At 74.2% G+C, this 18,624-nt stretch carries 10 protein-coding genes; 9 read left to right on the plus strand and 1 reads right to left on the minus strand.

Features of this window, described 5'->3' with window-relative positions; all coding sequences use genetic code 11:
* Positions 1 to 14 precede the first annotated feature (14 nt).
* The 7 genes from A949_RS0110290 to A949_RS0110320 all read left to right on the plus strand — a co-directional run bounded on the left by A949_RS0110290 (position 15) and on the right by A949_RS0110320 (position 15,187).
* A complete protein-coding gene (locus A949_RS0110290) occupies positions 15 to 6,071 on the plus strand; it encodes a non-ribosomal peptide synthetase (RefSeq protein WP_019355924.1) in 6,057 nt (2,018 codons plus the stop codon).
* Positions 6,068 to 9,517: an ACP S-malonyltransferase gene (gene fabD / locus A949_RS0110295; protein WP_019355925.1), complete on the plus strand. Its 3,450-nt coding sequence runs from the start codon at positions 6,068 to 6,070 to the stop codon at positions 9,515 to 9,517. The genes A949_RS0110290 and fabD overlap by 4 nt, the downstream gene beginning before the upstream one ends.
* A gap of 51 nt (positions 9,518 to 9,568) precedes the next feature.
* Positions 9,569 to 11,704 carry an acyltransferase domain-containing protein gene (locus A949_RS0110300; RefSeq protein WP_019355926.1) on the plus strand — a complete coding sequence of 712 codons (2,136 nt, stop codon included), beginning with the start codon at positions 9,569 to 9,571 and terminating at the stop codon, positions 11,702 to 11,704.
* Positions 11,705 to 11,766: 62 nt separating this feature from the next.
* Positions 11,767 to 12,603, plus strand: a complete 837-nt coding sequence (locus tag A949_RS0110305; RefSeq protein WP_051019454.1) for a 3-hydroxyacyl-CoA dehydrogenase family protein — start codon at positions 11,767 to 11,769, stop codon at positions 12,601 to 12,603.
* Positions 12,600 to 12,905 carry an acyl carrier protein gene (locus A949_RS33060; protein ID WP_019355928.1) on the plus strand — a complete coding sequence of 102 codons (306 nt, stop codon included), beginning with the start codon at positions 12,600 to 12,602 and terminating at the stop codon, positions 12,903 to 12,905. The genes A949_RS0110305 and A949_RS33060 overlap by 4 nt, the downstream gene beginning before the upstream one ends.
* Positions 12,898 to 14,049 carry an acyl-CoA dehydrogenase family protein gene (locus A949_RS0110315; RefSeq protein WP_019355929.1) on the plus strand — a complete coding sequence of 384 codons (1,152 nt, stop codon included), beginning with the start codon at positions 12,898 to 12,900 and terminating at the stop codon, positions 14,047 to 14,049. The genes A949_RS33060 and A949_RS0110315 overlap by 8 nt, the downstream gene beginning before the upstream one ends.
* 40 nt (positions 14,050 to 14,089) lie before the next feature.
* Complete coding sequence (locus A949_RS0110320; RefSeq protein ID WP_019355930.1) at positions 14,090 to 15,187, plus strand: HAD-IIIC family phosphatase; 1,098 nt, start codon at positions 14,090 to 14,092, stop codon at positions 15,185 to 15,187.
* Between the two features lie 207 nt (positions 15,188 to 15,394).
* On the opposite strand, the gene A949_RS0110325 is transcribed toward A949_RS0110320, so the two are convergent.
* Positions 15,395 to 16,063, minus strand: coding sequence for an O-methyltransferase (locus tag A949_RS0110325; protein WP_019355931.1), 669 nt, complete (start codon positions 16,061 to 16,063; stop codon positions 15,395 to 15,397).
* Positions 16,064 to 16,335: 272 nt separating this feature from the next.
* On the opposite strand from A949_RS0110325, the gene A949_RS33065 reads away from it, so the two are divergent.
* Both A949_RS33065 and A949_RS0110335 read left to right on the plus strand, forming a co-directional pair.
* Positions 16,336 to 17,187, plus strand: a complete 852-nt coding sequence (locus tag A949_RS33065) for a potassium channel family protein (protein WP_019355932.1) — start codon at positions 16,336 to 16,338, stop codon at positions 17,185 to 17,187.
* A 193-nt stretch (positions 17,188 to 17,380) separates the two neighbouring features.
* Positions 17,381 to 18,514 (plus strand): cation diffusion facilitator family transporter, encoded by a 1,134-nt coding sequence (locus A949_RS0110335; protein WP_019355933.1) that lies wholly within the window; start codon positions 17,381 to 17,383, stop codon positions 18,512 to 18,514.
* The last annotated feature ends 110 nt before the right edge of the window (positions 18,515 to 18,624 follow it).

Here is an 18,624-nt window from a genome sequence, read left to right on the forward strand (position 1 = left end):
AAGGAGCACTCCCCATGTCATTGGACGAGAAGGCCGGCGCGGGCAGCGATCGGCTGTCGCCGCAGAAGCGGGCGCTGCTGGCCAAGCTGGCCGGGGGCCGTCGGCAGCCGGGGTCCGCGGCGGGCGGCGGCATCCCCCGGCGCGATCCGGGGGTCCGGCCCCCGCTGTCGTTCGCGCAGCGCAGGCTGTGGTTCCTCGACCAGATGGTGCCCGGCAGCCCCGCCTACAACGTGGTGATGACCTTCGCCATCAGCGGCCCGCTGCGCCCGGACCTGATCGGCCGCGCGGTGGACGAGATCGTGCGCCGGCACGAGGCGCTGCGCACCACACTGCCGGACGAGGACGGCGAGCCGTGGCAGCGGGTGGCCGAGGAGCTGACCGTGCCGGTCGTCACGCACGACCTGCGCGCGGAGCCCGAGCGGCTGGACGACCGCGTCGCCGAGCTCGCCGGGGAGCCGTTCGACCTGGCGGAGGGGCCGCTGCTGCGGGTCGTGCTCTTCCGGCTGGCCGAGGAGCGCTGGGTCGTCTTCCTCAACGCCCACCACGTGGTCGTCGACGGATGGTCGCTGGGGCTGTTCTGGGAGGAGCTGCTGACCCTCTACGACGCCTACGACGCGGGCCGGCCGTCCCCGTTCGAGGAACTGCCGATCCAGTACCCCGACTTCGCGCTCTGGCAGCGGGAGCACCTGAGCGGCGAACGGCTGGAGAACCAGCTCTCCTACTGGCGTGAGCGGCTCTCCGGCATCACCGAGCACCTGGAACTGCCCTTCGACCGGCCCCGCCCCGCCGTGCAGAACTTCGAGGGCGGCGACGCCGAACTGGTCTTCCCCGGCGCGGTGCGCGACGGGCTCCAGGAGCTGGCCCGCGACCGGGGCGTCGGGCTGTACACGGTGCTGCTCGCGGCGCTCCAGGCACTGCTGCACCGCTGGACCGGGCAGCGCGACATCCCGGTGGGCTCCCCGGTCACCAACCGCACCCACACCGATGTCGAGCCGCTGATCGGGTTCTTCGTCAACACCCTGGTGCACCGCACCCAGGTCAGCGGTGAGCAGACCTTCGCCGACCTGGTGGCCGCGGTGCAGGAGGGCGCTTCGGGCGCGCAGCGCAACCAGGAGGTCCCGTTCGAGGCGATCGTGGAGGATCTGCGGCCCGAGCGCTACCTCAGCCAGAACCCGCTCTTCCAGGTCTGCTTCAACTTCCTGCCCGCACGTCCGCTGCGCTCCCCGGCCGGACTGACCGTGGAGCGCATCTCCGGCGTACGCAACTCCACCTCCAAGTTCGACCTGTGGATCAGCATCGTCGACCGCAACGACGACCTGCTGGTGGAGGTCGAGTACAACTCCGCGGTGTTCGACCACGACACCGTCGACCGGCTGCTGGCCGCCTACCGCACCGTGCTGGAGGCCGTGGGGCGCGACGCCGGCACCACCATCGCCCGGCTGCCGGTGATGACCGACCAGGAGCGGGCCCGGATCGAGGACGAGTGGGGCCCGCGGTCCGAGACCGTTCCGGTCCCCGCCGAGCTGGCCCACGAACAGTTCGCCGAGCACGCACGCCGCACCCCCGAGGCGGTGGCGGTACGGCACGAGGGCCGTGGCCTCACCTACCGCGAGATCGACGAGCAGTCCGACGCCCTGGCCCGCGTGCTGCGCGACCGGGGGGTGGGCCGCGGCACGCTGGTGGCGCTGGCCACCGAGCGGTCACCGGAGCTGGTCGCCGGCGTGCTGGGCATTCTCAAGGCGGGCGGCGCCTATGTGCCGATCGATCCGTCCTACCCCGCCGAGCGGATCCAGTATCTGCTCGACGACAGCAAGGCGCAGCTCGTCGTCACCCAGCGGCATCTGACCGACCGCCTCGCGGCCGGCGGCGCCGCGGTGGTGACCGTCGAGGGCCATCCGCCGGCGGAAGCACCGGGGCGGCTGCCCGGCGCGGGCCCGCAGGATCCGGCGTACGTCATCTACACCTCGGGTTCCACCGGCAGGCCCAAGGGCGTGCAGGTCAGCCACGCCAACATCACCCGGCTGTTCGCGGCGACCGACCGCTGGTTCGGGTTCGGTCCGCAGGACGTCTGGTCCCTGTTCCACTCCGCGAGCTTCGACATGTCGGTGTGGGAGCTGTTCGGCGCGCTCACGCACGGCGGCACCCTCGTCGTGGTCCCGCACGCGGTCAGCCGTTCGCCGGAGGACTTCCTGCGGCTGCTGCGCGAGGAGCGGGTGACCGTCCTCAACCAGACGCCGCTCGCCTTCCGGCATCTGGCCGCGGCCGAGGAGGCGGCACCGCCGGGCGAACTGGCCCTGCGCGTGGTGACCTTCGGCGGCGAGGCGCTGGACGTACCGGGGCTGCGCTCGTGGTTCGACCGGCACGGCGACCGGCAGCCCCGGCTGGTCAACATGTACGGCATCACCGAGACCACCGTGCACGTCACCTACCGCGAGATCACCCGGGCCGACCTGGAGTGGGCCTCGTCCGGGTCGCCCATCGGCGTCCCCATGCCGGACCTGTCGGCGCGGGTGCTGGACGGCTACGGCGAGCCCAGCCCGATCGGGGTGCGCGGCGAGCTGTACGTGGGCGGCAACGGGGTGACCCTGGGCTATCTGGACCGCCCGGAGCTGAACGCCGAGCGGTTCGTCGAGGGCCCCGGCGGACGCGAGTACCGCTCCGGCGACCTGGTGCGCTGGCTGCCCGGCGGCGAACTGGAGTACATCGGCCGCGCCGACCAGCAGGTCAAGATCCGCGGCCACCGGGTGGAGCCGGGCGAGGTCGGCGCGGCGCTCTCCGAGCACCATGGGGTGCGGGAGGCCGTCGTCCTGCCCGATGCGGACGGCAGCCGGCTCGTCGCCTATGTGATCCCGCAGCGGGACGCCGGCCCCGGCCCCGGCACCGGCGCGGAAGGCGCCACCGCCGCCGACGGCCCTGCCGACACCGCCGCCGCCCACGCCGCCCACGCCGCCGACGCCGCCGGGGACGGCGAACGCGGCGTGGAGTGGCGCGAGGTGTTCGACCGGGTCTACGACGAGGGCCCGGCCGTCGAAGCCGGCTTCGACATCCGCGGCTGGACCAGCAGTTACACCGGCGAGCCGCTGTCCCCGATGGACATGTGGGAATGGACGACCAGCACGGTCGACCGCGTGCTGGCCCTGGGCCCGGAGCGGGTGCTGGAGATCGGCTGCGGTACCGGACTGCTGCTGTCCAGGATCGCCCCGCACTGCGCCGAGTACCACGGCACCGACATGTCCGCGACAGCCATCCGGAACCTGCGCGAGACCGTGGTCGAGCCGCGGCCCGACCTGTCGGACGTGGAACTGCACGTACTGCCCGCCCACGACCTGACCGCGTTCGGAACCGGACAGTTCGACACCGTCGTCATCAACTCGGTGGTCCAGTACTTCCCGGACCCGGCGTATCTGCGCGAGGTGATCGCGGGAGCGCTGCGGGTCGTCGCCGACGGCGGCACGGTGTTCGTCGGCGACGTACGCGCGCTCCAGGTGTTCGACACCTTCCACGCCGACGTGGAACTGCGCCGCGCCGACGCCGCACCCGGCGCCGCCCAGGCGCGTACCCGGATCCGGCACGCCGCCGCGCAGGACCGCGAACTCGTCCTCGACCCCGCCTTCTTCGAACTGCTGCGCCGCGACCATCCCGGGATCAGCCGGGTCGAGACGCAGCTGCGGCGCGGCGAACGGGACAACGAGATGAACCGCTACCGCTACGACGCCGTCCTGCACACCGGCGCGCCGGTGGCCCGGCAGGTGCCCGGCACCGTGCTCGACTGGGCGGCGGACGGGACCACCCTCGCCTCCGTCGAGGAGCTGATCCGCACCCGCGACCCGGAGGCGGTCGTGGTGCGCGGCGTCCCCAACGCGCGGCTGGCCGACGTCGCCGCGGCGCGGGCCGCGCTCGACCGGGCCGGCCCCGAGGACCCCGCTCCGGCACTGCCCGCCGACGGCACCGGGCCCTCCGGCGGCGACGCGGTGCACCCGGAGCGCTGGTGGCGGCTGGCCGGACGGCTCGGCCGCACCGCCCGGCTCAGCTGGACACCGGGCGCCGCGGACGGCAGCTACACGGTGCTGCTCGCCACCCCCGGTACGGCCCCGCAGTGGATCGCCGACCGGCCCGCCGAGCACGTCCGCGCGGAGGACACCTCGACGGACCCGGCGTTCGCCAACACCGCCGCGGCGCTCCTGCCGCAACTGCGCGCACACCTGAAGGACCGGCTGCCGGACTACATGGTGCCCTCGTCGTACGTGCCGCTGACCCGCTTCCCGATCAACGCCAACGGCAAGCTGGACCGCACGGCCCTCCCCGAACCGCTGCCCGAGCTTGCCGACGACGCCGAGGGCGTGGTCGAACCCGCCACCGCGACCGAGCGCGCCCTGGCCGAGATCTGGCAGGAGGTGCTGGGCGCCGGCCGGGTCGGGGCGGGCAGCAACTTCTTCCAGCTGGGCGGCGACTCGATCCACACCATCCGGGTCGTCACGGCCGCCCGCAAGCGCGGCCTCGAACTCACCCCGCAGATGCTCTTCCAGCACGGCACCCTCGGCGAACTGGCCGCCGCCGTCACCGCGGACACCGAACCGGACGGAGCCGGGGCCGCCGGAGCGGACCGGGTCCCGTCCGGCGAGGGCGTCCCGTCCGCCGATGTGCTGGAGCGGCTGCGCGCCGACCCCGCCGTCGAGGCCGTGCACCCGCTGGCGCCGTTCCAGTCGTGGGCCCTGCGCACCCTGCTCGCCCACCCCACCACCGGCGCCTTCCAGGTGCACCGGCTCACCCCCATGGAGCGCGGAACGGTGGATCCGGAGGTGTTCGGCGCGGCGGCGACCGAACTGGCCCGCGCCTACGAGGCGCTGCGCACCTCCTTCGTCTGGGAGGGCGTCGAGGAGCCGATGCAGATCGTGCACCGCGAACCCCGGGTCGAGTTCGAGTACGCCGACTGGCGCGGGCTGTCCCCCGGCGAGCAGGACGCGGAGCTGGAGCGCCATCTGGCGGCCGACCGGGAGCGCGGGGTCGACCCTGCGGTACCCGGGGGGCTGCGCTACTTCGTCGCCGACATCGACGAGGAGCACTGCCTGATGGTCACCAGCCTCAGCTATCTGTGCCTGGACGGCTGGTCCTACGACATCATCGCCCGCCAGTTCGACGCGGTGATCGCCGATCTGACGGCCGGCCGGACCCCGGCACCCGAGACCGGGCTGCGCTTCGCCGACTTCGTCGCCGAGACCCGCGCACGCGACCGGGCGGCCGAGGCGGACCACTGGCGCCGCGCACTGGCCGGACTGCGCGAACCGGTCGCGCTGGCGCCCCGCGTCCCCGGCAACCGGGTGGGCGCCGAGGAGGGCTACGGCCGCCAGTGGATCAGCCTGCCCGACGACCTGGCCAGCGGACTGCGCGCACTGGTCCCGGAACGGAAGACCACGCTCAACACGCTGTTCCAGGCCGGATGGGCGCTCACCGTCGGAGCCTTCACCGGGAACGGCGACCGGGCCGACGTCGCACACGGCATGCTGCTCAACGGCCGCTCGGCCGCGCTGGAGGGCCTGGAGACCATGGTCGGCCCCACGCTGAACATCCTGCCGCTGCGCACCCGGATCGACGGTGCCGAACCCCTCCCGGAGCTCCTGCGCCGGGTGATGGCCGACATGGCGGAGGTCGCGGCCCACGAGTACACCGTGCTCGACGAGGCCCTCGCACACGGCGAACTGCCGCCCGGGCAACTGCCCTGCGAGAGCTACCTGGTCTTCCAGAACGTCGGGATCGACACCTCCGAGCGGTTCCCCCCGGGGTACTACGTGACCCGGATGGGCTTCCCGCTGCGGGTCGACGTCTTTCCCACCAGCACCATGACCCTGCACATGTCCTACTACCGGGACCTGTTCACCGACGAGACCGTCCGCTTCCTGCTGGGCGCCTACGCGGAGGTCATGCGGGCTCTGCTGGACGCCGGGGAAGGCCCGGTGCGCGACGTGCTGGCCGCGGCGCGCCGCGCCACGGCCCCGGCCGGTCCGGTCTCCGGCTTCCGGGAGGGGCGCTTCGTGATCAAGGACGTCCTCGCGCTCGCAGGAGGTGGGCAGTGAGCACCCCGACCGTCTTCATGTTCTCCGGCCAGGGCTCCCAGCACTTCGGGATGGGCGAGAGCCTCTACCACCAGGAGCCGGTCTTCCGCACCGAACTGGACCGGCTCGACACGATGGTCGCCGAACTGCTCGGCCGCTCGGTGGTGGCCCAGCTCTACCACGGCGGCCGGGTGGGCGAGCCGTTCACCGACACCCTGGTCACCCATCCCGCGATCGTGATGATCGAGCTGGCCGCCGTCGAACTGCTGCGCGCCGACGGCATCGTGCCCGATCTGCTCCTCGGGTCGAGCCTGGGCGAGTTCACCTCGGCCGCGGTCTCCGGCGTGCTCACCGTCCCGGAATGCCTGCGGTTGGTCGTCGAGCAGGCCAGGGCGCTGGAAGGACTGCCCGCCGGCGGGATGCTCGCCGTGCTCGCCGACCCCGGGCTGCACGCCCGGCTGCCCGCCCTGCGGGACCACACCGAGCTGGCCGCGCGCAACGGTCCCGAGCACTTCGTGGTCTCCGGGGCCGAGGACGGACTGGCGGCGGCCGAGACGGCGCTGCGCGCCGCGGAGATCCCCTGCCAGCGCGTCTCGGTCGAGTACGCCTTCCACTCGCGGCTGCTGGACGCCCGCCGGGCCGCGTGCCAGGAGCTGCTGGCAGGCCTGGAGCTGCGGGAGCCGCGCATCCCCCTCGTCTCCTGCGCCACCGGGGAACCGGTGGCGCGCCCGACGGCCGAGCACTACTGGCAGGTGGTGTCCGGCCCGATCGAGTTCGAACGTGCCGTCCGCGGCCTGGAGCGGACCGGCCCGCACCGCTACCTCGACCTGGGCCCTTCCAGCACCCTGCACAACCTGACCACCGCGCTGCTGGGCCCCGCGCGGGGCCGCTCGTATCCGCTGCTGAGCATCTTCGGCCACGACAGCCGGCAGCTCGCCAAGGTACGGGACACCTTCCGGCCCGCGCCCGGCGCCGTGCCGCCGACCGTCCGGCCCGCCCCGTCCGGCCGGCCCGCACCGCCTCCGGCGGAAGGAGCTTCGATGCAGGTCGCCAAGGTCTACGGATTCCCGGGGCAGGGCTCCCAGGCCCAGGGCATGGGAGCCGAGCTGTTCGACCGGTTCCCCGCCGAGACGGCCGCCGCCGACGCCGTCCTCGGCTACTCCGTCCGCGAGCTGTGCGAGCACAACCCGCAAGGACGGCTCCGGCAGACCGAGTACACCCAGCCCGCGCTCTACACCGTCTCGGCGCTCGCCTATCTGGCCCGCCTGGCGGAGGATCCCGTCCCGCCGGACTACCTGGTGGGGCACAGCCTGGGCGAGTACGCGGCGCTGTTCGCCGCCGGAGTCTTCGACTTCGAGACCGGACTGCGCATGGTCGCCCGCCGCGGGGAGCTGATGGGGCAGGTCGCCACCGGTTCGATGGCCGCCGTCGTCGGCTGCGACCTGCCGGCCGTCGAGTCGCTGATCGCGGGGATCGACGACGTCCACATCGCCAACATCAACGCCGCCGACCAGATCGTGCTGGCCGGCTCCGACAGCGGCCTGGACGCCGTCAAGCCGCTGGCCGAGGCGGCCGGGGCGCGCTACGGCAGGCTGCGGGTGGGCGGCGCGCTGCACTCGCCGTTCGTCTCCGAAGCCGCCGAGGAGTTCGGCCGGTTCCTCGCCGGCCTCCCGCTGAAGGAACCGCGGATCCCGGTGATCGCCAATGTCGACGCCCGGCCGCACGACGCGGCGGGACTCGTCCACCGGCTCACCCGGCAGATGGACCACCCCGTCCGCTGGCTCGACTCGGTCCGGTATCTGCGGCAGCGCGGCCCGTTCGAGTTCGTCGAGCTGGGCCCCGGCCGGGTGCTGCGCAATCTGGTGGCCCGGATCGAGAAGCAGGCGTCCGCGGAGGCGCCGGTCGCGGAGGCGCCGGTCGCCGCTCCGTCCCCGGCCGTTCCGTCCCCGGCCGTTCCGTCCCCGGCCGGGCCGTCCGCGGACGCCCGGTCCGCCGGTCCGGCGCAGACCCCGGGGTCGGCCGGGGGGCCGGACGCTCCGGCTCCGCAACCGGCGGGTCCGGCCTTCGCAGCGCCCGCTCGGGCCCCCGAACCGGCGGGTGCCGCCGCCCCCGGGCCCAGTGGAACCGGACCGGCGGAGGCGCTCCCGGCGCAGGCCGCGCCGCGGAGCACGGCCGGGTGGGCGGACCCGGACGGGACCACGGAGTTCACCGGTCTCGGCGCCGCCTCGTTCCGCGAGCGCTACGGACTGCGGCACGCCTGCGTCGCGGGCTCGATGTACGGCGGGGTCTCGGGTCCGGAACTGCTCTCCCGGCTCGCCAAGTCGGGTGGTATGGGCTTCTACGGCGCGGGCGGCCTCACCCCGGCCGAGGTGGAGAGCGGACTCGGCACGGTGGTCGCCGGGCTCGGCCGGGACAACCCCTATGGCGCCGCGCTGCCCTACCAGCAGGCCGACCCCGAGCGCGAGATGGCGCTCGCGGAGTTGTACCTGCGGCTGGGGGTGCGGGTGGTGGAGGCGTCCGGCCATCTGGAGATCACCCCCGCGCTGGTGAAGTTCCGGCTCAAGGGCGGAGCGGTGCTGGCGAAGGTCAACCGCACCGACCTGGCCGAGCAGTTGCTCTCGCCCGCCCCGGCGGATGTGGTGCGGCACCTGCGCGAGCACGGTCATCTCACCGAGGAGGAGGCGGCCGGTGCGGGCTCCATCCCCGTCGCGACGGACCTGGTGGTCGAGGCCGGCGCCGGGTGGCTGAGCAGTCCGGCGAGCGTGGCCACCGTGCTGCCCTCGGTCCTGCGGCTGCGCGACCGGCTGTCGGCCGGTGCCCGGCAGCGGGTGCACGTGGGCGCGGCAGGCGGGATCGGTACGCCGGAGGCGGCTGCCGCAGCGCTGTTCATGGGTGCGGAGTTCCTGCTGACGGGTTCCGTCAACCAGTGCACCGTCGAGGCGGCCACCAGCCCGCACACCAAGGACATCCTGCAGAGCCTGTCCGTGCACGATGTGGACGACGCACCCTGGCCCGAGATGTTCGAGCTGGGCGTGCGGAACACCGTCGTCCGCAAAGGGGTGTTCTACCCGGCCAAGGCGGCGAAGCTGCACCAGCTCTGGCGTGCCCACGACCGCTGGCAGGACATCGACTCCGGCACCCGGGACGAGATCGAGCGGCGGTATCTGCGCCGCCCGTTCGCCGAGGTGCTCGCCGAGGTCGGGCCGGGCGGCAGTCCCAAGCAGGACATGGCCGCCGTCTTCCGGAGCTACCTCGTCCAGGGCCTGGCCCTGGCACGGCAGGGCGACGCCACCCGGAAGGTCGATTACCACATCCCCTGCGGCCCCGCGATGGGTGCCTTCAACGACTGGGTGAGGGGCACCGAACTCGAACCCTGGCAGCGCCGCAACATCGATACGATTACCGAACATCTGCTCGGCGGCACAGCGAAGTTGCTCGACGCCCGACGGCGCGAGCCCGTCCGCTGACCGGCCGCCGGTCCCGGTGCGGCGGTTCCGTTCTCCCGGAGGTTTCCCGTAGTGAGTTTCGTGCTGTCACCCGTACCCGAGGGCACCGCGGAGGGCGGTGACCCGATCGCGGTCCTCGGGGTGTCCGGTGCGCCGGATCCGTTCCGGGGCGCGGTCCCCGCCGCAGCCGGTCCCGGGCCCGCGGCGCCGGGGCGACCGGATCCCGGGGCGACCGCGGTGTTCCTGGAGGGGCCGGCCGGCGGCGCCGAGGCGGATCCGGTGCCGGGCGCGCCGGTCGAGCGCCTGCCGCCCGGGGATCCGCCGCTGTGCAACGCCGTCGCGGCGGCGCTCTCCTGGCTGCGTGGCGGCGCCGCGCGAACCGCCGTGGCCGGTACCACGGCGCGGCCGGGCGGCTGGCTGCTGCTCAGGCGCCTGGCCGACGCGCGAGCCGCCGGGGAGCCGGGCCTGTGTCTGCTCGAACTCGCCACCGGCAGCGATCCCGCGGGCCCGGGGGTCACCGAACTGCTCGCCGCCGTACGGCGGTTCCAGGCGCCGCCGTCGGCCGCTACCGGCCGCGCCGCCCCGGCCGCGGCCCCGGAGCGGCCGGCCGCCGCCCCGGAGCCCGCCGCCGGGCCCTACCCGGACCGGACCGGCACAGCCGGGGAGCGGGCCATCCCCGCCGCGGACCGGGCCGCCCCCGGCCAGGAGCGGACCGCCCGCGACCGGGACCGGCCCGCGCTGACCGGTGCGGTGCCCTGGCCGGTGTCCGGCCGCTCGGAGACCGGGATGCGGACCGAGGCGCGGCTGCTCGCCGCGTATCTGCGCGAGCGCCCCGAACTGGACAGCCACGATGTCGCACACGCCCTGGCGACCGGCCGGGGTGCCGCCGAGCACCGTGCGGTCACGGTGGGCGCCGACCGCGAGGAACTGCTGTCCGGACTCGACGCGCTGGCCGCCGGGCACGACCACCAGGGCCTGGTGTGCGGCACCGCGCGGCCGTCCGGCGGCGTCGTGATGATGTTCCCCGGCGCCGGGGGCCAGTGGCGCGGCATGGGCGGCGGGCTGTGGGACAGCTCCCCGGCGTTCCGGGAGAGCGTCCAGGCCTGCGCGGAGGCGTTCGCACCGTACGTGGACTGGTCGTTGGCCGACGTGGTGCGCGGCCGCCGCGGCGCGGCCTCGCTGAACCGGGTCGAGGTGGTGCAGCCCGCGCTGTTCACCGTCACGGTGTCGCTCGCCGCCGTCTGGCGGTCCTTCGGAGTGGTACCGGCGGCCGTACTGGGGCACTCCCAGGGCGAGATCGCCGCGGCCCATGTCGCGGGCGCGCTCCCGCTGCCGGACGCCGCCCGCGTCGTGGCCGCGCGCAGCCGGCTCATCGCCGGGGCGCTGGCGGGCAAGGGCGCCATGCTGTCCGTGCCGCTGCCCGCCGAGCAGGTCCGCGAACGACTGGCGGAGCTCGGCGGCGGGCTCGCCGTGGCGGCCGTCAACGGACCGGCCACCACCAGCGTGGCCGGCAGCCCGGACGCGATCGAGGAACTGTTCGCGCGACTCGTGGACGAGGGCATCCGGGTGGCCCGCATCGTCTCGGACTTCGCCTCCCACTCGGCGCAGGTCGAAGCGATCCACGGCCCCCTGCTCGACGAGGTGGGGCCCCTTCGGCACCGCTCCACCGACACCCTGCTCTGCTCGACGGTGACCGGCCGTGTCCTGGACCCCGCCGCCCTCGACACCGAGTACTGGTACCAGAACCTGCGCCGGACCGTGGAGTTCGACAGCGCGGTGCGGACCCTGCTCAGCCTGGGATTCAGCACCTTCGTCGAACCCTCCGCGCATCCGCTGCTGACCGCCCCGGTGGCGGACATCGCCGCGGACACCGGGACCGAGGTCAGGGCTGTCGGCTCGCTGCGGATGGGGGAGAGCACCGCACAGCGCATGCTGACCTCCCTGGCCGAGGCCCAGGTGGCGGGGGTGCCGGTCGACTGGGGGAGCGCCTGCGCCGCCCGCGGCCGGGCCGAACTGCCCGCCGGGCCGCTGCCGCGGCAGTCCCCGCACCGGACCGCCGCGGGCACGGCGGAAGCCGCCCCCGGAGCGGATGCGGCGGCCGCGCCGGGCACGGCCGGGGACGGGTTCTGGCGCGCGGTGGACCGCGGGGATCTGGCGGGCGCCCTCGGGGTCGTACTGCCCGCGATGAGCTGGGCGAACGGCTCATGACCGGACCGGATGTGACACTCCATGGAGGTGTGGTGTCGGAAGAACGGACCAATCACAGGCTGATGATCCTGGGAGCCGGGGTGATGGGCGTCGGCATCGCGGCGCTGGGCATCGGCTCCGGACTGCCGGTCACCCTCGTCGACGTCGACGAGGCCCGGCTCGAACAGGCGCGGCGGCGGATCCGCCGGGAACTGAAGCTGGCCCGGCTGATGGGGGCGCTGCCGGATGCCGCCGCACCCGGTGAACTGGCCACCACCACCGCGGCGAAGGACGGCGCGGCGGCGACCGCCGTCATCGAGGCGGTCACCGAACTGGCCGAGGTGAAGGCCGCCGCGCTGGCCGAGGTCTCCCGGCTGGTCGGCCCCGGGACCCCGGTGGTCTCCAACACCTCGTCCATCCCGATCGACGAACTCGCCGCGTCCGTGGCCCGGCCGCAGGACTTCCTCGGCACCCACTTCATGAACCCGCCGTACCTGATCCCCACCGTCGAGGTGATCCGCGGCAGGCGGACCGGCGACCCGGCCGAAGCGGCGCTCGTCGCGCTGCTGACCGCGCTGGGCCGCACCCCGCTGGTGGTGGCCGACAACCCGGGCTTCGTGACCAGCAGGGTGCTGCACCCCATGATCAACGACGCGATCCGGACGGTACGCGAGGGCACCGCGCCCCCCGAGACGGTGGACGCGCTCTTCGAGAGCGGCCTCGGCCACCGCACCGGGCCGCTGCGCACCGCCGACCTGATCGGCCTGGACAACCTCGCCGACTCGCTGCGGGTCCTCCACGAGAGGACCGGAGACCCGGGCTGCGAGCCGGATCAGCTCCTGCTGGACAAGGTCCGGGCAGGCGACTTCGGCCGGAAGACCGGCCGCGGCTTCTACGACTACGGAGGGAACCCGTCATGACCACCACGCCCGAGCCGACCGCCGACGTCATCGCCGAGCGGATCTCCCGGTTCCTGGAGGAGCGCACCAAGACCTCCTTCGCGGTGGACACCGACGTGTTCGCCTCCGGCGGGGTCAACTCGCTCTTCGCCATGGAACTCGTGGTCTTCCTCGAAGAGGCGTTCGACGTCGAGATCGCGGGCAGCGACCTGCGGCTGGACAACATGCGCACGGTGACCGCCATGACCGCGCTCGTCCAGCGGCTGCGCGCCGAGGACGCGGCGGAGAGCGGGGACGCCGGGGACGGAGCGGCGCGTGGCTGACGGAACGGCCGCCGCCGGCCCGGCGACCGGCCCCGCGGCGGAGCCCGACCGGCTCCGGGCCGTCGCCGCCGAACTGGTCGACGAGACCTCGGCCGACGCCTGGGACCGGGCCGGACGCATCCCCGAGGAGGTCGTCCGCACGGCCGGCACGCAGGGGCTGATGTGCGCGCAGATCCCCCGGCGCTACGGCGGTCCCGGGCTCAGCAGCGCCGAGAACGGCGAGCTGACCGCGTTCGTCGGCAGCCGGTGCAGCTCCCTGCGCAGTCTGATGACCTCGCAGGGGATGGCCGCCTGGACCGTCCAGCGGCTCGGCGAGCGGCGGCAGCGCGGGGCGCTGCTGCCCCGGCTGGCGGGCGGCGAGCAGGCCGCCGTCGCCTTCAGCGAACCGGACGCGGGCAGCGACCTGTCCGCCATGGCCACCCGCATCGAACCGGACGGCGACAGCGTGCTGGTGACCGGCGAGAAGGTCTGGATCACCGCTGCCTGCTACGCGGACCTGCTCGTCGTCTTCGGCCGGTACGGCGACGGCGCCGCCGCGGTCGTGCTGCCCGCGACGGCCCCCGGCGTCACGGTGGAACGGGTGCCCGAGCCCATGGGCTGCCGGGCCGCCGGACACGCGCATCTGCGACTGGACGGGGTGCGGGTGCCCGCGGGCGACGTGCTCGGCGGTGCCGGGCAGTCCACCGAACTGCTGGTCGGCACCGCGCTCTCCTACGGCCGGATGTCCGTCGCCTGGGGCTGCGTCGGCATCCTGCGCGGCTGCCTGGCCGCGGTCGCCCGGCACGCCCGCGCCCGGCACCAGTTCGGCAAGCCGCTGGCCGGACACCAGCTCGTCGCCCGGCACGTGGCCGAACTGCTGGCCGCCGAGCAGACGGCGACCCGGGCGTGCGCGCACGCCGGCCACTGCTGGGACACCCGGTCCCCGGAGATGGTCTCGGCCACGGTGCTCGCGAAGTACGTGAGCTCCCGGCAGGCGGCGGCCGGGGCCGCCACCGCGGTCCAGGTCCTGGCCTCGGCGGGCGCCCGCGACGGCCATCCGGTCGCCCGGGCCTACCGGGACGCCAAGCTGATGGAGATCATCGAGGGCAGCAGCGAGATCTGCGAACTGCTGCTCGCCGAGCACGCGTTGAGCGTCTACACCTGAGGAGCCCGGCTCCCGCAACCCCCCGAGAGGACACCGGACGGTGAGCGAACACACGACCACGGTGAAGTGCCTGGTCTGGGATCTGGACAACACGCTGTGGCAGGGCACCCTGTCCGAGGACGCCGAGGTGCGGCTCGCCGAGGAGATCCGCGCGGTCGTCGTCGAACTCGACGCGCGCGGCATCCTGCAGGCCGTGGCCAGCAAGAACGATCACGAACCCGCCTGGGCCAGGCTGGAGGAACTGGGCGTCGCCGAGTACTTCGTGCTCGCCTCCATCGGCTGGGGACCGAAGTCGGAGTCGGTGCGCTCGATCGCCGACCAGCTCGACTTCGCCCCGCGCACCGTGGCCTTCATCGACGACCAGCCCGCCGAACGCGCCGAGGTCGAGTTCCACCTGCCCGAGGTCCGCTGCTACCCGGCCGAGCGGGCCGCGGACCTCCTCTCGCTGCCCGAGTTCACCCCGGCCACCAGAACGGTCGACTCCGGAAAGCGCCGTGCGATGTACCGGGCGAACTTCCGCCGGGACGCCGAACGCGCCGAGTTCACCGGACCCGACGAGGAGTTCCTGCGCACCCTCGGCCTGGATCTGCGGATCTTCCCCGCGACTCCCGTCGAACTCAGCAGGGTGGAGGAGTTGACCCTGCGCACCAGCCAGATGAACGCCACCGGTGTCCATTACTCCGACGAGGCCCTGCGCGGACTCCTGGCCGACGACGACCACGAGGTGCTCGTCGCCACCCTCTCCGACCGGTTCGGCACCCACGGCGCGATCGGCGTCCTGCTGCTGGAGCGGTACCCGGCGGCCTGGCATCTGAAGCTGCTGGCCACTTCCTGCCGGGTGGTCTCCTTCGGTGTCGGTACGGCGGTGCTGAACTGGCTGGCGACCGAGGCGGCCACCGCCGGGGTCCATCTGCTGGCCGACTTCCGGCGCACCGACCGCAACCGCATGATGGAGGTCGCCTACCGGTTCGCCGGCTTCGACGACCAGGAGTGCGACTGCCGCACCCCGCTGTCCGCCGCCGGGGCCGAGGGGGTGCAGCGGCTCCACCTGGTGGCCGAGCACCGCGACCCGCCCAGCACCATGCGGCTGACCGCACCGTCGCTGGCCGCCCCCGTCCTGGAGCAGGCCGCGGACTGACCCCGCGCCCGGGCCGGGACGCCCGGCCCGGGCGCGGCGTCCACCGCCGAGGTGGAGGCGCGTCAACCGGCGCTCAGCAGCGGTGGCCCCTCGGCCGGCGCGGGCCACCCGGCCGCCGACCCAGCCGGGCCGGGCGACCGGGCCTCCTGGGCGGTCGGGGCGCACCGGCGTGCGGCGAGGGGCCGGTCGCACACGGCGAACAGTCGGCTAGGCATCCTTCTTGCGGGCCAGGGTGATCCCGTCGGCGACGGGCAGTACGACGGGCTCCACCCGCTCGTCGGAGCGGAGGAGTTCGTTCACCTCGCGGATGGCGACCGTGTCGGGATCGTCGGCCGCCGGGTCGACGACCCGGCCGAAGAAGAGGGTGTTGTCGAGCACCAGCAGCCCGCCGGGCCGGACCAGTTCGAGGGACGCCTCGTAGTAGGCGGGGTAGCTCTTCTTGTCGGCGTCGACGAAGACGAGGTCGACGCTTCCGCCGCCGTCCTCCTGACGCAGCCGGGCCAGCGTCTCGTGCGCGTCGCCGAGCCGGAGGTCGATCCGGTCGGCCACCCCCGCGCGTTCCCAGAACTCGGCGGCGATGTCCGTCCACTTCCTGTTGACCTCGCAGGTGGTCAGCCTGCCCCCCTGCGGGAGGGCGCGCGCCATGCACAGCGTGCTGTACCCGGTGAAGGTGCCGATCTCCAGCACGGTCGACGCACCGGTCAACCGGATCAGCAGCGACAGGAACCGGGCCTCGGCGGCCGGCACCTGCATCGCGGTTCCCCCGGGCAGATCGGCGGTCAACTCGCGCAGCGCGCCCAGTACTTCGTCCTCGGGGCGGGAGACGGACTCGATGTAGGCGAGCAGTTCCTCGGTGGCAGCTATCTGAGTGGCCATGCCCTCAACGTAGCCTCCCCCGCCCCTCAACACGCCGTACAGCAGCCGCCTCGCCCCGCCTCTCCCGCTCTCCCGCCGCCGCGCCGGTCCCCGCTCCCGGCCCACCGAATCGGCCGGGACGATCCGGCTGCCGGGGTCCGTCCGGCCCGCGGGCCCTGCGAGCGCTGCGGACCGGGGCCCGGACCCCGGAGAGCGACCGGGCCGGTGCCCGGCCCCGGGACGGGCGGGCACCAGCCGCCGGCGGCGCCGCGGGCCTGGGTATCGTGCGCGTGATGAACGAGCGCACGGACACCTCGGAGCCGACAGCATTCCCGGCCGACAAGGCTTCCCCGAAGCCCCCGGAGCCGCTGCCGGTGGTCGACGTGCTGCTGATGGGCGTGGTGCTGGTCTTCCTCGCGGCGTACGCGTGGCCGATCCTGCAGCCGGACCTGAGCCCTCGGTGGCGGACCGCCTGCACCTGGGCGAGCTGGATCACCTGGGGCCTCTTCGCCCTCGACTACGTGGTCCGGCTGGTGCGGGCCGTGGACCGCTGGGTCTACTTCAAGCGCAACCTCTTCGCCCTGGCGACGGTGGTCCTGCCGTTCTTCCGGCCGCTGCGGATGCTGCGGCTGCTGACCGTGATGAGCGTCCTCAACCGCCGGGCCTCCGTCTCGCTGCGCGGCCAGGTCACCACCTATGCCGCCGGAGCCACCGGGCTGCTGATGTTCTGCGGGGCGCTGGCCGTGCTGGATGCCGAGCGCGGCGTCGAAGGGGCCACCATCGACAGCTTTCCCGACGCGGTCTGGTGGGCCTTCGCCACCGTGACCACGGTCGGCTACGGGGACTACTCCCCGGTCACCACGACCGGCCGGATGGTGGCCGTGCTGCTGATGATCGCCGGGATCGCGGTGCTCGGTGTGGTCTCCGCCTCCCTCGCCTCCTGGTTCATCGAACGCGTCTCGTCGGCCGGCTCGGAGGAGCGGACCGCGACCCGCCAGGAGATCCACGAGCTGACCGAGGTGATCCGCGCCCAGCAGCGCCAGCTGGAGGAGCAACGGGTCCTGCTCAGCTCCGTGGGACGGCAGTCCTCGGGGACGGACCCCTCCCCGGCGCCGGACGGGCATGGAGCGCCGCGGACCGGCTGATCCGCGGCAGCTCCCCGGGGCGTGCCGGGCCGCCCCGGACCGGCGCCCCGGTCGGCGGAGCGGAAATCCCGCGCGGCGGCGGCCGGCGCTGATACTGGTGAGTGGCGCGGAGGCTGTGCCCGGAGCCGCGGGGTCGCCCATCCCGCCCGCTTCGCCGGCTCCGCACCGCGCCGACCGCTCTGGAGGCACGCCGGTGCAGGACCACGACCCTTCGACTTCCGGTGCGCGGACCGGCGCCGGACGCCCGGAACCCGGACGCCGGGACCATCGACACCGGAACGGGGAACACCAGGACCCCGGACACCGGGACGACGGACACGCACACGGGGTGCGCGCGGACGCCGATCGCCGCTGGCTGGCGGGCGCGCTGACGCTGATCGTCGTCTTCATGGCCGCCGAGGTCGTCGTCGGTCTCGCTGCCGGTTCGCTGGCGCTGCTCTCCGACGCGGCGCACATGCTCACCGACGCGGCCTCCCTCGTGCTGGCGCTGGTGGCGATGCGGCTGGCCGCCCGGCCCGCACGCGGCGGCTACACCTTCGGTCTGAAACGCGCCGAGATCCTCTCCGCGCAGGCCAACGGCCTCACGCTGGTGCTGCTGGCGGTCTGGCTCGGCTACGAGGCCGTCCGCCGGCTGATCCGGCCGCCGGAGGTCGAGGGCGGCTGGGTCCTGGTGACGGCGCTGGCCGGGATCGCGGTCAACGTCGCCGCCACGTGGTGCGTCTCGCGGGCCAACCGGACCTCGCTCAACGTCGAAGGGGCCTTCCAGCACCTCCTCAACGACCTCTACGCGTTCCTCGGCACCGCGGTGGCCGGACTGATCGTGCTGACCACCGGGTTCGCCCGCGCGGACGCGCTGGCCTCGCTGGCGGTGGTCGCGCTGATGCTCCGGGCGGGCGGCGGACTCATCCGCGCCTCCGGGAGGATCTTCCTCGAAGCGGCCCCCGCGGGCATCGACCCGGACACGGTCGGCGACCGCATGGCGGCGGCCGACCAGGTCGCCGAGGTCCACGACCTGCACATCTGGCAGATCACCTCCAACCGCCCGGCCCTCTCCGCCCACGTCCTGGTCGTCCCGGACGGGGACTGCCACGGGGTGCGCCGCGCCCTCCAGCGGCAGCTGCGCGAGGACTGGGGCATCACGCACACCACCCTTCAGGTGGATCACCTGGGGGAGGACGACAGCGGCGCGCTCCTCCAGATCGACGACCGTCCCGGGGCTCCGCGCGAGGGCGGACACGACTCCGAGAGCGCAACCGGCACCGAGAGCACGACCGGCGCCGAGGACGCCCACGGGCCCACCCACCGGCCCGGCGAACCCCCGCACTGACCTGCGCCTGCGATCCCGCGCCATCCGCCGGGCCGTCACCCCGCCCGCTCGTACGGGCTCCCCGGCGCGTGTCGCACTGCGGGGCGCCGCCCGGCTCGTCCTAGATTCCC

The sequence above is a fragment of the Streptomyces sp. AA1529 genome (assembly GCF_000280905.1).
Taxonomy (GTDB): Bacteria; Actinomycetota; Actinomycetes; order Streptomycetales; family Streptomycetaceae; genus Streptomyces.

Coding starts and splice junctions, on each gene's coding strand:
- A949_RS0110290 (WP_019355924.1), top strand. CDS start 15: ATGTCATTGGACGAGAAGGCCGGCGCGGGCAGCGATCGGCTGTCGCCG.
- A949_RS0110305 (WP_051019454.1), top strand. CDS start 11,767: ATGATCCTGGGAGCCGGGGTGATGGGCGTCGGCATCGCGGCGCTGGGC.
- A949_RS33060 (WP_019355928.1), top strand. CDS start 12,600: ATGACCACCACGCCCGAGCCGACCGCCGACGTCATCGCCGAGCGGATC.
- A949_RS0110325 (WP_019355931.1), bottom strand. CDS start 16,063: ATGGCCACTCAGATAGCTGCCACCGAGGAACTGCTCGCCTACATCGAG.
- A949_RS33065 (WP_019355932.1), top strand. CDS start 16,336: ATGAACGAGCGCACGGACACCTCGGAGCCGACAGCATTCCCGGCCGAC.